Origin of the sequence: Mucilaginibacter sp., assembly GCF_041088075.1 — a bacterium.
Classification (GTDB): domain Bacteria; phylum Bacteroidota; class Bacteroidia; order Sphingobacteriales; family Sphingobacteriaceae; genus Mucilaginibacter_A.
Window position 1 is genome coordinate 1 of sequence record NZ_JBGCVY010000034.1, and the last position, 17,432, is coordinate 17,432.

The window sequence follows — 17,432 nt, forward strand, 5'->3', positions numbered from 1 at the left end:
CTGGGACAACGCGGTAGCAGAAAGCTTCTTTAAAACACTAAAGGCAGAATGCGTTTATCAAAATAAATTTGAAACCAGGCAACAAGCTGCTCTACTAATTTTTGAGTATATAGAAATCTGGTATAACCGTAAAAGACCGCATTCTGCCCTGGGCTATATGTCACCACACGACTTTGAAAAACAACTAAACAAACAAATTACCGCAGCTTAACTGAATGTCCACTTTTTTGTTGCAAGTCCATATAGCAACTGAAAACAAAAAGGTCTTGAACTACCTGTAACCGTACAATGTTGAATTTCTTAGCTTCAATTCTTGCCAATTCGTCTTTGGTTAAATATTCTCGTTCTACCTTATCAAATTTCAACTGGTAAGCGTGAAAGGGTTTGCGGTCTATCCATTCCAACCTTACAGCAAGATTAATCATCTTGCAAAACCTTTCAATGTGCTTCATCAAGCCATTGTTATTCAGGGCTTTTTGGCCTTTCTCCGGCTTTCTATTACGTAGGAAGTACTTGAAGTCAATAATAAACTTATAACTCAACTCGGACAGGTATTTATCGCTGGTCTTAAACCGTTCTTTAATGAACTCTTTAATATACTTCTGCGTGGTATAATAGTTCTTCATCGTGCCTGGCTCTAATAACTGCCCTTGATCGGAATTATGATACTCCATTAATTTACAGAGTGTAAACTCGGCCTGATCGCCCCCGGTAACTTTTTCTTTTAAGAGTTCTGCGGTAATAAAATTTTTTCTGCAATAGAAGCTGTTGGTAACTATCGATAATTCCGGCCGTGAATTGGTCAAGGTACTTATTTAGTTTGACAGTTTCTTCCCGGCTTCCTTTGGCCATTCCTTTAGTAGCGTTCCAATTATTGTCCTCAATAGAACGTTTAACGGATATTTCAATACGCTTACCGTTTACAGTAATGCGGGCATAAATTGGTGATTTTCCCGCTTGGGTGGTCTTTTGCTTTTTAAGGTAAAAAGCAACGCCGAAGGTGTTGTTTGTGGTACTCATAGCTATTTCAATTAATAATTTACAAAAGCATGGTTTTAACTAATTTGATATGTCCCTTGAAAAAGGGGCACCGGTTTGAATAAAAAAACAGGTATCAAACCGTATCAAAATATGTCAAAATAAACTAATCATTAATTGACTATCAATACATTACAACGCTTTTGGTGACCAAACGTAAGAATTTAAAATGGGTAACCAAATAGGTCTCATTTTCTTTGGTTTTACTTGAATAACTTGGGTTGAAATAAAAAGAAAAACCCCTTAAATCATACGACTTAAGGGGTTTTCGACTCGATTGGTATCGCTTTTATCGGGATGGCAGGATTCGAACCTGCGGCCTCCACATCCCAAATGTGGCGCGATACCGGGCTACGCTACATCCCGTTTGGGATTGCAAAAGTAGGATTTTTATTAGCAATGCAAAATAAAAAGTTAAAAAATTTGATAAAAGTAAGGCTTGCAAGATTAAAATTTTCATTATGAAGCGTTTAATTTTTGCCTGTAGATTTTTCCTGAAATTGGCTAAACAATTTCTGCCACCACAAACGTGCTTCCGCCAACAAAAATAAGGTCATCAGAATGCGCGTTTTGTTTTGCGGTGGCCAATGCTTCTTTTACCGTATTAAAATTGGTGCCTTGCAAATTAAACTTTTCGGCTTGCTCTTTTAATGTTTCGGCGGCCAAGCCACGCGGAATATCAGGTTTGCAGAAGTAATAAGTTGCTTTTGTTGGAAGTAAAGAAAGAATTTTGCTGCTGTCTTTGTCATTCACCATCCCAATCACAAAATGTAAATGCTGATGCGGCGTTGCAGCAATGTTTTCCAATACTTCTTTTATGCCCTCAAAATTGTGGCCGGTATCGCAAATAATCAATGGCTGTGTGCTTAAAGTTTGCCATCTTCCATTCAGTCCGGTCAGGGTTTTCACTTGTTTTAGGGCGGTAAAAACAGTATCGTAATTGAGGTTGAAACCCTGCTTTTGTAATTCATCCAAACCTGACAATACCGTTTTTAAATTTTTAAGCTGATAACTTCCGGTCAAATCCAATTCAAAAAGCGAGTTTAAATCTACGCCTAAAGGGTTTTTCGGTTGCACCAAAACCTCTAAATATTCTGAAAGGACATTAGGTTTTTCAGCTTTTTGCAAAACCCATTCTTCTGAAGCAAAACGGATGCGCGCGTTTTCCTGTTCAGCTTTTTCCTTAAAAACTTCGGCAATTTCAGGTTGATATTCACCGATTACAACCGGAACTTTTGGTTTGATAATGCCGGCTTTTTCCGCTGCAATCTCCTGCAACGAATTACCCAGCAAGTTCATGTGGTCCCAACCAATATTGGTAATTACCGAAAGCAGCGGCGTAATCACATTGGTCGAATCCAACCTTCCGCCCAAACCAACTTCGATCACGGCAATATCTACTTTTTGCCGGGCGAAATAATCAAACGCCATTGCAACGGTCATCTCAAAAAAAGAAGGTTCAATTTGGTTGATGTTTTCCTGCTGCGCCGCAACAAAATCAACTACTTCCGGTTCCGAAATCATTTCGCCATTGATCCGGATCCGTTCTCTAAAATCTTTTAAATGAGGCGAGGTGTACAAACCTGTTTTATAACCTGCCGTTTGCAAAACCGCCGCCAGCATGTGCGAAGTTGAACCTTTGCCATTGGTGCCGCCCACATGTATGCTTTTAAACCGATACTGCGGGTTGCCCAATTTTTCGCAAAGCAGCAAGGTATTGGTCAGGTCTTTTTTAAATGCCGAAGTGCCAACACGCGTAAACATCGGTAGTTGCTGGTACAAATAATCAAGCGTTTGCTGGTAAGTCATGGTAGGAGTTCATGGTTCATGGGAAATAGTTCATGGGACTGTGCAATGGATTAGTTGTTCATGGATAATAGTTGATAGGTTATGGTAATGAACCATGAACTATTAACCATCAACTATTTCTACTGCACCTTAAACACAAAAACCACCGTTCCAATTTGTGTGTCCGGTGCGTTTTCGGAAGCGTTTAATTTTGAACTCATTACCGCAGTTTCGCATTTTTGGAGCAGATCGCTGTCGCTGATGGTGGTTCCGCGGGCACCGGCGCGCGCATAAACCACATTGCCGTTTTTATCCACCCGAATATCCACCACAATTTTACCAGCCCTGCGGTTGTCATCAGAAACACTTGGTTTGGTTAAAAAGTTCCGCTGCGACATATTCAAACTGCCGCCATTGCCCGAACCTGTGCCGTTGTAATTGTTGGTTAAGGTTGTACCGGTTGGCTTTCCCTGGTTGCCGGGTTTGCTGCCGGTTCCGTCGCCTTCGCCGGTGCCGTCATTTTTTTTGCCTTTGTACAAAGCGTTCTGATTGATCTGTGGCTTTGCTTCTTTTACATCTGTTTTTGTGGCAACGGTTGTGCTGGGCTTTTTACTGTTTGGCGCAACTTCAGGCGCGTCTTCGGTAGTTTGGGTAACTACTTTTTTGTCGCTGTTGTCGGCACTTACTTTTTCGGTTGGCTGTGCTTCGGGCTTTATTTTATCGGGTTTGCTTTTGTTGGCTTTTTCGGCTACAGACGGCTCTTCCATGCTCATGTAATCGTTGCCCATGCCTTCTTCCGTGGTGCCATAATTCACCAAGATACCGCCTGTGCCTTCTTCCTGTTTTGGCGGCATCGAAAACACAATCAGATAAGCAAGCAGCAAAAACAACCCCAGGATAATGCCCGTGAACAAAAAAGCTTTCGGATAATTATTTTCTTCCTGCTGATGTACCATTTACTTCGGTTCTGTTGCCAGCACTAATTTGATATTCAGTTTTTGCGAGGTGTCCATCACTTCCACCACATCTTGTATCGCAACGGTTTTATCCACGTACAAAACAATCGTCAATTCTGTTGCCAGTTTTTTGTAGGATTGAAGTGTAGCCGATAAATCTGCTATCGGAACTTCCTTTTTATCAACATAATAACGCAAATCTTTGGTTATCGAAACGGTAATGGTTTTTTTAGAAACCGCTTGCCCGGAAGAGGATTTCGGCAGCATCAGCTTAATCACATTCGGATTGGTAACGGTAGATGCGATCAAAAAAAACAGCAGCAAAAAGAACATAATATCGTTCATGGCCGAAGTATTTACCTCGGCATGCGCGCGCAGATGTCGTTTTCTTAAATTCATTTGCTTGGTTCTTCTAACAGATCAATAAACTCTACCGAATCGGTTTCCAGCTTCAAAATTACTTTGTCCACCATCATTTGCAAGATGTTGTAGCCCACAAAAGCCACAATCCCGACCAGCAAACCGGCAGCAGAAGTAACCATCTTTACATACAATCCGCCCGAAATAACGCCCATGCTGATGTTGTCCGTTTGAGAAATATCATAGAAAATTTTGATTACACCGGCAATCGTTCCCAAGAAACCAAACATCGGCGCGATACCGGCAACGATTCCTAAAATGCCAATGTTCTTCTCCAAACGTGAAACTTCCAGCCGCCCAATATTTTCGATGGCGCTTTCAATATCTTTAATCGGGCGGCCAATGCGCATCAAACCTTTTTGCAACATACGGCCAAGCGGCGAATTGCTGTTCCGGCAAATAGCGATAGCAGAATCCAGTTTGCCGGCACTCACATTTGCTTTAACCTGCGACATTAAATTGGCTTCGTTTAAACCAGCTTTTCTAATCGTAAAAAAGCGTTCGAAAAAAATCACCAAACCCAATACGGCTAAAATCCCGATCGGAACCATTACCCAGCCGCCTTTAACCAATAAATCGCCAAAACGGAGTTCGTGCGGTTGCGCCGCGCCTGCTTGTACTGCCCGGTTCAAAGTATCCACAGCCCTTGCAGCCGTATCGGTTGTTGCCTGAAAAAATAATAACATCATTTAATTATGTAGTGTTGTATGTATGCTTCTGATTGCGGGTCTCTTGCCTGCAGTTTTTCTAACGCTGCCTGTGCCGATTGTTTATCCGTAAAAGATCCAAAAGTGATCAATTTTTGTTTGCCTGCTGTGTTGCTCAATATTCTGGCGCGGTGCATTCCTTTCGCTTTCAATTGGTTTAAAAAAGCTTTGGCGCCATTTAAGGTTTTGAAAGAAGCACCGATGATTTCGTAAGGCGATTTGGCTACCAAATCTGCGTCTGCTGTTTCCAAAACAACCGAATCTTTTACTGCCGGTTTTAAAACCGGCGGCACCGTTCTTGCAATTGCTGTCGAATCTTTTGCCGGTGTATCAACGGCGGCTTTTTTGGTTAAAGTATCTTTTGTAGATACTGTTTTTACCACTATATTTTTGTTGGTTGAATCAGCAGCGATTCGTTTGGTAACAACAGCCGCCGCAGGTTGATTCGCAGAAAAACGGCTGAACAAATCCGGGTCGTACAAATACAAAGCATAACAGCCAAAAACACTTACGGCAAGCAGCAGCAATACCGAAGCCCAGAAACCGGTACTTCTTTTAGGCACAGTTTCTTCATCTTCCGAAATGTTTGAAAATTCCTGGTTAATAGCTGCTATCGGATTTGATTCCGGCACCAATTCTTTTTCTGCAGGTTCGGTTGGTTTTCTGCGGAGAGGAAGACTGACCGGCGGCAAACCAAAGTTTTCCATATCAAAAGCAGGGGCGAGGTTAGGATTTTCAACCGCTTCTGCCTCCGCCGGGAACAATGCTTCTTTTACCGGTATATTTTTGGTGCGTGCCGAATTTTGCACCTGTTCTACAAATTTTTCGATAAAGTACCGGGCAGCAACAGGCGAAATATTTTTTTGTTGGCTGATGTAGTTTTCCAGCGATTGGTCCTGTTTTTCTTCTTCAAAAAAATCAATGCTGTTTTTAGGGGGATAAAATTGTTGCCGTTCCCGGTTGTAAACGCCGGCCGATTTCCGCGTTAAAAAAGTACCCAAACCCGGAACGTAAACAGCACGTTCCCGGTTAAGCAGTTCTTTTAAATAAGCCGCTACATCCATCCGGTTAAAAATAAGGGTAAACTAAACAACATCAAAATCAGAAACTAACGCTTAAACCGCCAAAGATATTAAATCCGACTGTTGGATAATACAAATAAGTTTGGTATTTATTGTTGAGCAAGTTGTTGGCCTGGGCAAAAATCGAAAAGCGTTTGGCAACTTTATAATCAATACCGCCGCTTAAATCAGCAAAAGAAGGCAGGGTAACTATGCGGTAAGCCGTTGCCGAGGTTGGAAGCCGGTCGTTCGTTTCGCCGCGGATGAGCAATGCTCCGTTTACCGTTATTTTTTTGTTGACGTGGATGTTGGTTCCGGCGGTTAGTTTTGTGGTTGGCAGGTTCCAGGGTTGTGCTTCGGTTGCCAACTTGTATTTGCGGTATTCTAATCTTCCAAACACATCTACGGTTTCTGATGCTTTAAAATCCAGGTCGCCGTTGAAGCCGGTTACCGTAGATTTTCCGCCGTCATAAATCACCAAAAACTTGTTCTGGCCTCTGCTAAAATTAAAATTGTTCACAAACAAAGGCAAACCGGTAATGCTTTGGCGGATAAAAGCAGCTTTAAAACCCAAACCCGGCGCGGCCGTTCCTTTTAAACCCGCGCTAATCGTCAGCCGGTCAATCGAGTTTTTAATGTCAATGTTTTGGTCTAAAAAAGGGTTTTGTTCCGATAAGTTGCGCAACAAAGTTTTATCCACATCGCCCCGGGCTTCCCCAAAAATCCGCACATATTTCGGGATTACCTGAAACTCAACCTTTGCTGCCGGGAAAATGTGAAAACTGGTACGGTTGCCAAACTCGGAAGTGAGATTTACACCGGCATCAATTTTATAGTTTTCGCCCTGCAACTTTAAATATGGGTTGGCACGCAAAATATTATTGCTGATGTTGTACAAGCTGTCTTTCGTGCTGCTCACATCCAGCGAAGCGTTTAAACCGGCGTAAAATTGCTTAACGGTTTGATTGATGGAAACGTCAACCAGCAAATTGTTTTCTTTAGCCTGATAAGCGTTGCTAAAAGCGTAACCACTGATTTTTGCCGCATAAACAAAGTCATTTTCTACATCCTTAAAATTTTTGGCGATTTCTGCTTCACCTTCAATCACATTAAAATGCTGCTTTCCGGGAATCAAGTTGGAAGGCGGGTTGTCCTGATCGAAACCATAAAAATAATTGCTGCGGCGTGTGTAATCAATCCGGCCGCTCACGCTGTTGTTGTCACCCACACTTTTTCCGAAAATTCCCACTTCCTGTCGGCTGGCATTTTGTTTTGGCAGGCTTCCGTTTTGTGCGAAATGCTTAGCATAGCCGCCGTATTGCAAAGCCGGATCACGGCCGTTGTTTAAATACAATTCGCCAAAAGTGGTGTTTAAAGTTCCGATTCCCGCTTTTGCATAATTGTTATACAACGTGTCATCGGCCGATTTTGGGATTTGTATCGCCTCCAACTGACTAATGCCTGTCGTGTTTTCCAAACGTTTGTCCAGCAAATTGGTGTAAGCAAAATGAGGTTTTACATCCTGCCTTTCATCCAAATTTGGGTTTCTGCGGATTTTTACGGCATCGGCCAAAACCGGTTTGTAAGCACTGGTTACCACAATTTCTTCGCTCAAACTACTTTGTTGCTCGTCGGCTTTTTTAGATGGCGCAGCATTTCCACCTTTTTTCGTCGTGTCCGCCGATGCTATTTTTACCATACTTTTTTTGGTATGGGTTGTGGTTTTAACTGGCGTAGTTTTGTTGTTTTTATCTGCTGGTTTTTTATTCGTTTTTGCCGGAGCCGTCTTTTTTTGTGCCGGTTTTTGTTGCGAAAATGCAGGAACCGCAAGAAGCATTGGGCTAAATAACAAAACGGTAAGGATATATTTTAACTTCATTGCTTAGTTCTCTTTCTTGGTGTTGGTGGTTTGGTTGTTCAGTTTGGCCAGCTTGGCTTTGGCTTCGGGCAAAACCTCGTCGTTGCCTTTGTAGTTTTCGATCACACTTTGCAAAGTACTTTTCGCCTGAAAGTTATCTTTCAAAGCCACGTAATTATCGGCCAGCAAAATGAAAGTTTTGGCCACCCAGTAATCGTAATTGCCCAGTTTGTTGATCAAATCAAAACACGTTTTTTGCGAAGTTTTATAATTACCGCGCAAATATTCTAAGTTGGCCACATTGTATTTTGCTTCTGCAGCGGCAACCGTTTTCGTGTTGTTCACCACATAATTAAATTCTTTGCTGGCGCTGGTGGTATCGCCTTTTTGCAGGTACGCTTTGCCGGCATACAAACCGCTTCTGTATTTATCTTCTTCGGATGCTTTTTCGTTGGCGCGGACCAATGCGGCATATTTCAAAACATCGTCCGGCATTTGCATTTCCGAGTAGGACAGGAGCAAGTTGTTGATGGCGAAAGAATAATCAGCCTTGTATTCCGAATTGGTTTCCAAATGTTTCAAAAAAACCACTGCTTCGTTGTACTTCTTTTGCTTCAAATAAAGGTTCGACATGCTGATGAGCGACTTCTCGGTATAAACACTCGTCCAGTCGTTCAAAATATAGTTGTAATCCGAAACCGCTTCCTCCGGGTGGTTAATTTTAACATAACTTTCGGCACGGATAAAATGCGCCTGCTTGTCGTTCACCGGTTTCGGGAATTTATCGAAATAAGCATTTACGGCATTTACAGCCCCTGCAAAATCGCCGCGCAGGTACAAATTGTTGGCAGCCGTAAACATAATATTGTCCTGCTGCGCCGAACTATAATTTCCGATTGGCGTGGTGGCCGCGTAATCAATAAAAGTTTTGGCATCGCCTTTATCGGTATAAATTTTTTCGATTTGGCGAAGCGATTGCTTGGCTTCATCGGTAGATGGATAATCTTTGACCACGCGTTTGAAAGCTTCCAAAGCCGGCTCGTCTTGGTTGGCGTTGTAATCAATCAAACCGATGGTAACCAAAGCGCGCGGCACATAACTGCTTTGCGGATATTTCTGGATCATGGCCGTTAAATCTGTCCGTGCCTGGTCGCCATTATTTTTGAGGAAGTACGTATAAGCCATTTCAAAGCTGGCATCATCCGCATAATCCGAATTTGGGAACTGCTGCAACAAACCCTGCAACGTGCTGATCTTGGTATCCAAACTGCCTTGCAAACCTTGGATCATGCCGCGCTGGAACAAAGCGTAATCTTCGCCTTGCGCGTGTTGCGACAAAATGCGGTTGTAATATTCGTTTGCCCGACTGTAGTTCTTCAACACAAAATAACTATCGCCTAAACGAAGTGTCGCATCGTTCACCGTGTTTTTGTCGCGCTCCGGTCCGTTGATGAAGCGTTCAAAATTGTTGGCCGCCTTTTGATATTTTTCATCGCCAAAAGCAGCATAGCCCAAAGCATAATTGGCATAATTGTAAACGCTGGTTTGCTTCGCCGCAGGCATATCCAAAAACTTTTCAAAGTTATCCACCGACTCGCCGTACTTGCGCACTTCATACATGGATTCGGCCATCCAGTAAGTCGTCAACGCTTCAATTTTATCATCAACCGGATATTTCAACGACCGTAAAAAGATGCCTATCGCATTTTCAAAAGCACGTTCGTTGTAATATTGCAAGCCGCGGTAATACGTAACTTTTTGGTATGCTTCTTTTGCCGCTTCATTTTTGTTGGGGATGGATTCCAAAATATCAACCGCTTCTTTGTAATTGCTGGTTGAAAGCAGGATCTGGCTCAGCAAAATTTTGGCATCCGTAATTTTTGCGGAACGCGGATAATTTTTGATGTACAAACGGATAGCCTCCAGTGCCTGATTGTTAAACTGCAATTCGTAGGATAATTTGGCGTATTGGTACAAAGCATCTTCCTGCAATTGCCGGTCGAAATCCAGCCGTGAAGCAACCTGAAAAGCATTGCGCGCACTTTGCTTGTTGTTCACTTTCAAAAAAACGTTGCCCAAAGTGTAGTTTCCGTTCTGGCTGTACACATCGCTTTTGTCAATCAACTTTTCCAGTTCCCGTACAGCTTTTGGATTGTTGCCGGTTTTAAAATAAGCGTAACCCATTTGGTAGCTGTCCTGGTTGTTCTGGGTTTTGTTTTGATCGCCGGCCTGAAAGCGTTCGTAATACGTGATCGCATTTGGATAATCAACCTTAGCAAAATAAGAAGCGGCAATAATGCGCAACATTTCCGTCTCGTTAACCTGTTTCGTGGTGTTGACGATTGGAACGGCGTAAGCAATCACATCATCGTAACGTTTATCCAAATAATAAACCGCGGAAATATAATACGGATAGCTGGCTTCGTACTTTTTAGAGTTTTTGAGTTTCTCGAAGTTGAGCAACGCCAAATGGTAATCTTTGTTGAGGTAAGCAATGTAAGCGAAATAGTACGTGGCATCTTCGGAATAAGGCGTTTTCCGGTCCTTAATCTCACTAAAAATTAACTGTGCGTTTTTGTAATCTTTTAGCTCGAAGTACGAATAACCTTTATCAAACTTATATTCGGCATTTTCGCGGCCGGTCAGTTCCGGCGCTTTCACCAAATCAAACCATTTCAACGCATCCTCATATTTTTCCTGTTTGAAATATGATTTTCCTATTTGGAAGTACGCTACTTTTGCCAACGGGTTTTCGGGATGCTCTTTGATAAAACGACGGAACATACTTTCCGCGTCCTCATTGCCCAGATTCAACGCACAAACCGCTTCGTAGTAGTACGAATTTTCTTTCAGCAACGAAGTTTCCGATTCAAAAAGCGGCTGGTTACCGGTTTTGTTTCTGGGGATTTCAACCTGGCGAAACTGCTCTGCCGCGGCAACGTATTTGCCTTTGTCCAGCAATTCCATTGCATCGTTATAATTACGGTTGAGGTTAAAGTAAGCAGATTGCTGTGCGAAAGAAGAAAAGGTGGTTAAAAAAAGCAGCGTAATGGAAACGTATAGTACTTTGATCATAGTTGTTGCATAACGAGGCCGCTAAATTAAGTAGCTTCCGGTTAATTACCGCGTACAAAATTTTAGGGCATAAAAACAGTAGGTGTAACGACGGTAAAGCTTTGCTGGTATTTTAATTTTGAAAAAATACGATGAGGCTGTTTAAATTATATTCATCATAATCCATGATGCTTCTTTTATGCCTATAAAATTGGTGTTTGTACTTTTATGTTGATAGAAAAAACTTGGAAACCCAATGATTTTTAGGTGGTAAAAGAAGCATCGGAAATAAATAGCACAGAATTCAAACTGGCCCTACTTACATTTGCCCGGCCAAAAGATAAAGTACCGCCATCCGCACCGCAACACCATTTTCAACTTGGTCTAAAATAATAGATTGTTTGCTGTCGGCCACATCGCTCGTAATTTCAACGCCGCGGTTGATCGGTCCTGGGTGCATCACGGTTATTTCTTTGTCCAGCGAATCTAAAATTTGCTTGTTCAAGCCGTAAAGCATCGTGTATTCGCGCAGCGACGGGAAATATTTAATGTCCTGCCGCTCCAGTTGAATGCGCAACATGTTGGCCACATCGCACCAGTTTAACGCTTTAATTAAATTGTGTTCTACTTTCACGCCCAAAGAACCGATAAATTTAGGGATCAAAGTCGTAGGGCCGCAAACCATCACTTCGGCACCTAATTGTTTCAAGCACAAAATGTTAGACAAGGCAACGCGAGAGTGCAAAATATCGCCCACAATCACTACTTTTTTGCCGCTTACTTCGCCGTATTTTTCGCGGATAGAAAAAGCGTCCAGCAAAGCCTGTGTGGGATGTTCGTGCGCGCCATCGCCGGCATTTACAATTTGTGCTTTAATGTGCCGCGACAAAAAAATACCGGCGCCGGCGTAAGGATGCCGCATCACCACCATGTCTACTTTCATCGCCAAAATATTGTTGACGGTATCAATTAGCGTTTCGCCTTTGCTGACCGAAGAAGAAGCGGCCGCAAAATTGATGGTATCTGCCGAAAGCCTTTTTTGCGCCAGCTCGAAAGATAAACGCGTGCGGGTAGAATTTTCAAAAAAGATGTTGGCAATGGTTACATCGCGCAGGGAAGGGACTTTTTTTATCGGGCGGTTTAAAACGGCTTTAAAATTGGTGGCCGTTTCAAAAATGAGTTCAATGTCGTTTCGGTTGAGGTCTTTGATGCCTAAAAGATGTCGGGAACTTAGTTTTTGCTGATCGGCCATTGATTTATTTTTCTGATAACAAAACCACTTTGTCTGCTTCGTCGGCTTCTTTCCAGCTTACAATTACTTTTTGTGAAGCCACTGAATCTACCTGAATGCCAATGTAATCCGGCTCGATGGGCAAATGCCGCGAATATCTTCGGTCCACCAAAACCAACAATTCCACTTTTTGCGGTCGGCCGAAGGCCAGCATCGCATCCATGGCGGCACGGATGGTTCTTCCCGTCCACAAAACGTCATCAACCAAAATCACTTTTTTATTTTCGATGATAAAATCTATTCGGGTTTGGTTTGGAACCAAGGGGTTTTCCCTTCTCCGGAAATCATCACGGTAAAAAGTAATGTCCAGATCGCCGGAAAAAATAGCTGCTTCAGGCAACGTTTTTTTCAATTCTGCTTCGATGCGTTTGGCCAAAAAGGGGCCGCGTGGCTGAATTCCCAGAATGACAGAATCAGAAAAATTGTTATGGTTTTCGATTAACTGCCTGCAAAGACGTTGTATGGTGATCTGGAATTTCGGGCCGTCGAGCAGGGTTAAGTTTTGCATTTCCGGGTGGATTTCGGCAAAAATAGGAATTTATTTGAAAACCTCACACTGATTTTAGGGTGATAAAAGAAGCATCTGGTTAGTCATGCCGAACTTGTTTCGGCATCTCACTATAAAGTTGAGGCTTTTCAAGAGAGATTCTGAAACAAGTTTAAAATGACCAAGCCGGATTTTATACCGATAAAAGAAGCATCAGCAAAAACCACAGCCACAAAAAAAGCCCCTCCAAAAAGGAGAGGCTTTGTATTTAAAAAGGAGATTTAATTATTTATCTTCCGGTTTGCCGGATTTACGGGCATCACTTTCTGCGCCTTCCATTTGCTCTTTCAACTGAGCCAAAACGCTAAGATCACCCAAAGTTGATTTCTCTACAGAATCTTTTACTTTTTTAACAGCAACGGTTGAAGCTTTGGCTTCTTTTTTACGTTTGTCAAACTCTTCCATACGGGCGTCTGCGCGGGCATCTTCCCAAATACGTGAGTGTGAAATAACGATACGTTTGCTGTCTTTGTTAAATTCAATGACTTTGAATTCAGCAACTTCTTCTGCTTTTAACGGCTGGCCGTCTTCTTTAATAGCATGTTTTGTCGGCACAAAACCTTCCACACCGTAAGGCAAGGCAACCACAGAACCTTTGTCCGTAACTTTAATTACGGTTCCGGTGTGTACAGAATCTACGTTAAAGATGGTTTCAAAAGTATCCCAAGGGTTTTCTTCCAATTGTTTGTGGCCTAAGCTCAGTTTGCGGTTATCAACGTCCAATTCTAAAACTACAACGTCTAATGTTTCGCCAACTTTGGTAAACTCGTTCGGGTGGTTTACTTTTTTAGACCAAGAAAGGTCAGAAATGTGGATCAAACCATCAATGCCGTCTTCCAGTTCAACAAAAACACCAAAGTTGGTCATGTTTTTAACCACAGCTTTGTGCTGGCTGCCAACCGGATATTTGGTAGCAGCTTGTTGCCAAGGGTCAGGCGTTAACTGTTTGATACCGAGAGACATTTTACGGTCATCACGGTCTAACGTTAACACTTGTGCTTCCACTTCGTCGCCAACTTTCAAAAATTCTTGCGGGCTGCGTAAGTTTTGAGACCAAGACATTTCTGAAACGTGGATCAAACCTTCAACTCCAGGAATGATTTCCAGGAAAGCGCCATAATCAGCAACCGTAACGATACGGCCTTTTACGTGCGAACCGATTTGGATATCCTGAGAAAGGCTTTGCCAAGGGTGCGGCGTTAATTGTTTCAAACCTAAAGCAATCCGTTTTTTCTCGTCATCAAAATCCAAAACAACCACATTGATTTTTTGATCTAATGACAATACTTCGCGTGGATGCTCGATACGGCCCCAGGAAATATCGGTAATGTGCAGCAAACCGTCAACGCCGCCCAAATCAATAAATACACCAAAATCGGTAATGTTTTTAACGGTTCCTTCCAAAATTTGTCCTTTCTCCAATTTCGCAACAATCTCGGTTTTTTGGTTTTCCAAATCATCCTCGATCAATACTTTATGAGAAACGACAACATTTTTAAATTCGTGGTTGATCTTAACCACCTTAAACTCCATCGTTTTGCCTACGTAAATATCGTAGTCGCGGATAGGTTTAATATCAATTTGAGAGCCTGGTAAAAAGGCTTCAACACCAATAATATCTACAATTAAACCACCTTTGGTCCTGCTTTTTACATAACCTTCAATGATTTCGTCTTTTTCCAAAGCTTCGTTAATGCGTTCCCAAGAGCGTTGGGTTTTTGCACGTTTGCGCGAAAGCACCAACTGTCCGCTCGCATCTTCCTGAGACTCAACATAAACATCCACCTGATCGCCTTTTTTCAGATCCGGCATGTCGCGGAATTCAGACACAGAAACCAAACCATCAGATTTAAAACCGATGTTCAATACTACGTCTTTTGAGTTGATGGTAACCACGGTGCCGCTGATGATTTCCCCTTTGGTAATGGAGTGGAATGTGCCATCGTAAAGATGTTCCATTTTTTCGCGGTCTTCGTTGGAGTAGTTTCCGAATTTCTTTTCATCTGCATCCCAGTCAAAATCGGCAGCGGGTTGCGCCAGACTGGATTTGATCGTTTCGATCAGGGACGAATCAGCTTCTGATTCAATGTTTTCTTTTTCAAAAAGGCGTGAACCGCCATCCTGAAGTTCAGCTTGTTTTGCTTGTAGTTCTTTTTCTGCTTCTTGTTTTTTTGCCATTAAATAATTTATCTCCTTTTCCCAAAAATGATTTGGAACCGCAAAAATAAAAAATTAATAGTTGCATCAAAAAAATATTTAAGCTATTTCATTGATTTTTAGGTGATTTTATTTCTAAAGGTGCTGTTTTTTTGCGTTTGCGGATCATGCTTCTTGCAAAAGCGCATCCATCTCCCAAAAAACTTGCATAAAATCGGCAGAAAGAATGTTGATGTACGCATTAACCACTTCTGCAACAGCTTGTTCCTGCAAAACCGTAAATGGGTTTTTCCAAATGCGCTGACAAACACGCTTTAAAGCATAAGCAACGCTATCGGTTTTGGTGTACGAGTGCAGGTATTTTTCGTTGATAAAAACAGCATAAAAAGAAAGGAATTTCTGTGGATCAACGCCATTCAAAGCTAAAAACCTGGAAATATTCACTTCTTCCGCGTTTTTTAAATGATCGTAAAAATCATTGGCAAAAACAGTACGGCTGGTCAAAAGCAAATTATCCAGGATCAGTTCCAGCGCAATGTGCCCCAAAAAAAAGGGTTTTACCGGAGAACCAACCAACGCCGGAACCATTAATAATTTGAGTTGATGTGCATGATAATTGAAAAAATCCGACGAGTGAAAATGGCGGTCAATCTCTAAATGCTTTTTCCAGCCTAAAATAATAGAATTAACGGCCGGGTTGCTTTGTTTGGGCAAGCGTTCGGGTTTTATTTGCGCTTGTTTATCGGCATTCCGCAGCAAATCGGGCATCACGCTGCCCAGCACGTGGTAGGCATCGGTGCAATTGCGGTCGAAATAAAAATGCGATAAAAAGTTCATTACCTGTAAATATACAAAACGGAACGAAGTTTATACCAATTTTTGCCCGATAAAAGAAGCATCGCAGTAAAATTGCTTTTGTCTGATTCTGTTATCTTTGCCGCCTTTAACACAAAATGATGATAGATTTTTTGGATGAGTTGCGCTGGCGCGGAATGCTGCACGACAGCACGCCAGGCGTGGAAGAAAAATTGCAAAGCGGCATGGTTTCGGGTTATATTGGTTTCGACCCGACGGCTGACTCTTTGCATGTGGGCAGTCTGGCGCAAATCATGACGCTGATTCATTTCCAACGCGCCGGCCACAAGCCTTTTGTGCTGGTTGGCGGCGCAACGGGCATGGTTGGCGATCCTTCCGGGAAATCTCAGGAACGAAATTTACTTTCTGCGGAAGTTTTGCAGCATAACCTAAACGGCATCCAAAAGCAGTTGGAAAAACTTTTAAATTTTGAATTCGGCGAAAACAAAGCCGAGATCGTAAACAATTACGACTGGTTCAAAAACTTCTCGTTTTTGGATTTTATCCGCGATGCCGGAAAGCACATCACCGTAAATTACATGATGGCGAAAGATTCGGTGAAAAAACGTTTGGAAGGCGAAACCGGCATGTCGTTCACCGAGTTTTCTTACCAATTAATACAAGGCTACGATTTTTACTATTTGTGGAAAAACCGCAATTGCGTGTTGCAAATGGGCGGATCGGACCAATGGGGAAACATGGTTACCGGAACCGAATTGATCCGCCGGAAAGACCAAGGCGAAGCTTTTGCCTTGACCACACAATTGATCAAAAAATCCGACGGCAGTAAATTTGGTAAATCCGAAGGTGGCAACATTTGGCTCGATCCTGCAAAAACATCACCGTACCAATTTTACCAATTTTGGCTAAATGCTAGTGATGAAGATGCCAAAAGTTACATCCGCATTTTTACATTGCTGAACCAAGAGGAAATCGAAGATTTAGAAACCGAACACAACGCCACGCCACATTTGCGTAGCTTACAAAAAGCGTTGGCAAAAGATATTACGGTACGTGTTCATGGCGAAGTGGAATATGATAAAGCCATCAAATCTTCCGAGTTTTTATTTGGAAACATTGGGATTGAATTTTTGAACGAACTGAGCCATGAAGAAACGGAAGCTTTATTTGCCGGTGTTCCAAACTTTTTCATCAACAAAACCGAACTGGAACAAGGCGTTGCTGTTGTAGATTTATTGGCCGAAAAAGCAAAAGCTTTTCCATCCAAAGGCGAGGCGAAAAAGATGATTGCCGGCGGCGGTGTGGCCATCAACAAAGTAAAAGTTTTGCCTGATGCTGTTTTTACCACACAAAATTTGATCAACCAAAAATATTTGGTGGTGCAAAAAGGGAAGAAGAATTACTTTTTGCTGGTTGCGGAGTAATTGTATTTTTTTAAATTTGAATATGGAAGTTTCAGACATTCAATTGTTTCAAATATTAAAGGAAAAGGTTGGCGAACAGGAAGCTAAAACCATAACAGAATACATCGAAACTAAAATTGAAAAGCAACCGAATCGAAAATCAGAAATTACAATTAGTAATGCTGATTTTGAAAGAAGGCTGGAACTTTCTAAATTGAGAACTGAGTTTTATTCTGAAATCAACAAAAGTAAAATTGAAACCATACAATTGTTATTTTTTGTGGTGATCGTTTTGGTGTTGATTTCGACGATGTTAATAGGATTAAGTCGCTAATG

At 42.1% G+C, this 17,432-nt stretch carries 16 protein-coding genes and 1 tRNA gene; 3 read left to right on the plus strand and 14 right to left on the minus strand.

Features of this window, described 5'->3' with window-relative positions; translation table 11 throughout:
• Nucleotides 1-211, plus strand: a 211-nt coding sequence (locus V5804_RS07955; protein WP_369590851.1) for a transposase, incomplete at its 5' end; no start/stop codon positions are given.
• Here the strand turns inward: V5804_RS07955 and V5804_RS07960 are convergent.
• The 14 genes from V5804_RS07960 to V5804_RS08025 all read right to left on the minus strand — a co-directional run bounded on the left by V5804_RS07960 (nt 198) and on the right by V5804_RS08025 (nt 15,714).
• Nucleotides 198-674: a phage integrase SAM-like domain-containing protein gene (locus tag V5804_RS07960; RefSeq protein WP_369590852.1), complete on the minus strand. Its 477-nt coding sequence runs from the start codon at nt 672-674 to the stop codon at nt 198-200. The two genes, V5804_RS07955 and V5804_RS07960, sit on opposite strands and share 14 nt — an antisense overlap.
• 4 nt (nt 675-678) lie before the next feature.
• Nucleotides 679-1,020, minus strand: a complete 342-nt coding sequence (locus V5804_RS07965; RefSeq protein WP_369590853.1) for an Arm DNA-binding domain-containing protein — start codon at nt 1,018-1,020, stop codon at nt 679-681.
• 310 nt (nt 1,021-1,330) lie between these two features.
• Nucleotides 1,331-1,404, minus strand: a tRNA-Pro gene (locus V5804_RS07970).
• Between the two features lie 138 nt (nt 1,405-1,542).
• Nucleotides 1,543-2,847, minus strand: coding sequence for a folylpolyglutamate synthase/dihydrofolate synthase family protein (locus V5804_RS07975; protein ID WP_369590854.1), 1,305 nt, complete (start codon nt 2,845-2,847; stop codon nt 1,543-1,545).
• Nucleotides 2,848-2,966: 119 nt separating this feature from the next.
• Nucleotides 2,967-3,782: an energy transducer TonB gene (locus V5804_RS07980; RefSeq protein ID WP_369590855.1), complete on the minus strand. Its 816-nt coding sequence runs from the start codon at nt 3,780-3,782 to the stop codon at nt 2,967-2,969.
• A complete protein-coding gene (locus V5804_RS07985; protein ID WP_299291205.1) occupies nt 3,783-4,181 on the minus strand; it encodes a biopolymer transporter ExbD in 399 nt (132 codons plus the stop codon). It lies immediately after the preceding gene.
• Nucleotides 4,178-4,888 (minus strand): MotA/TolQ/ExbB proton channel family protein, encoded by a 711-nt coding sequence (locus V5804_RS07990; RefSeq protein WP_369590884.1) that lies wholly within the window; start codon nt 4,886-4,888, stop codon nt 4,178-4,180. The genes V5804_RS07985 and V5804_RS07990 overlap by 4 nt, the downstream gene beginning before the upstream one ends.
• The gene (locus tag V5804_RS07995; RefSeq protein ID WP_369590856.1) at nt 4,888-5,973 is read right to left on the minus strand and encodes an SPOR domain-containing protein; all 1,086 of its coding nucleotides are present in this window, start codon (nt 5,971-5,973) and stop codon (nt 4,888-4,890) included. Before V5804_RS07995 ends, V5804_RS07990 begins: the two co-directional genes overlap by 1 nt.
• Before the next feature lie 37 nt (nt 5,974-6,010).
• A complete protein-coding gene (locus V5804_RS08000) occupies nt 6,011-7,849 on the minus strand; it encodes a hypothetical protein (RefSeq protein WP_369590857.1) in 1,839 nt (612 codons plus the stop codon).
• 3 nt (nt 7,850-7,852) lie between these two features.
• Nucleotides 7,853-10,903: a tetratricopeptide repeat protein gene (locus V5804_RS08005; protein WP_369590858.1), complete on the minus strand. Its 3,051-nt coding sequence runs from the start codon at nt 10,901-10,903 to the stop codon at nt 7,853-7,855.
• Between the two features lie 298 nt (nt 10,904-11,201).
• A complete protein-coding gene (locus V5804_RS08010; protein ID WP_369590859.1) occupies nt 11,202-12,134 on the minus strand; it encodes an aspartate carbamoyltransferase catalytic subunit in 933 nt (310 codons plus the stop codon).
• 4 nt (nt 12,135-12,138) lie between these two features.
• Nucleotides 12,139-12,681 carry a bifunctional pyr operon transcriptional regulator/uracil phosphoribosyltransferase PyrR gene (gene pyrR / locus V5804_RS08015; protein WP_369590860.1) on the minus strand — a complete coding sequence of 181 codons (543 nt, stop codon included), beginning with the start codon at nt 12,679-12,681 and terminating at the stop codon, nt 12,139-12,141.
• Nucleotides 12,682-12,945: 264 nt separating this feature from the next.
• Nucleotides 12,946-14,898 carry a 30S ribosomal protein S1 gene (rpsA, locus tag V5804_RS08020; protein WP_369590861.1) on the minus strand — a complete coding sequence of 651 codons (1,953 nt, stop codon included), beginning with the start codon at nt 14,896-14,898 and terminating at the stop codon, nt 12,946-12,948.
• A 144-nt stretch (nt 14,899-15,042) separates the two neighbouring features.
• Nucleotides 15,043-15,714, minus strand: coding sequence for a hypothetical protein (locus V5804_RS08025; RefSeq protein WP_369590862.1), 672 nt, complete (start codon nt 15,712-15,714; stop codon nt 15,043-15,045).
• 122 nt (nt 15,715-15,836) lie between these two features.
• Here V5804_RS08025 and tyrS point away from each other — a divergent pair, with 122 nt between their 5' ends.
• The gene (tyrS, locus tag V5804_RS08030; protein WP_369590885.1) at nt 15,837-17,117 is read left to right on the plus strand and encodes a tyrosine--tRNA ligase; all 1,281 of its coding nucleotides are present in this window, start codon (nt 15,837-15,839) and stop codon (nt 17,115-17,117) included.
• Between the two features lie 22 nt (nt 17,118-17,139).
• Complete coding sequence (locus V5804_RS08035) at nt 17,140-17,430, plus strand: hypothetical protein (RefSeq protein ID WP_369590863.1); 291 nt, start codon at nt 17,140-17,142, stop codon at nt 17,428-17,430.
• Nucleotides 17,431-17,432 lie beyond the last annotated feature (2 nt).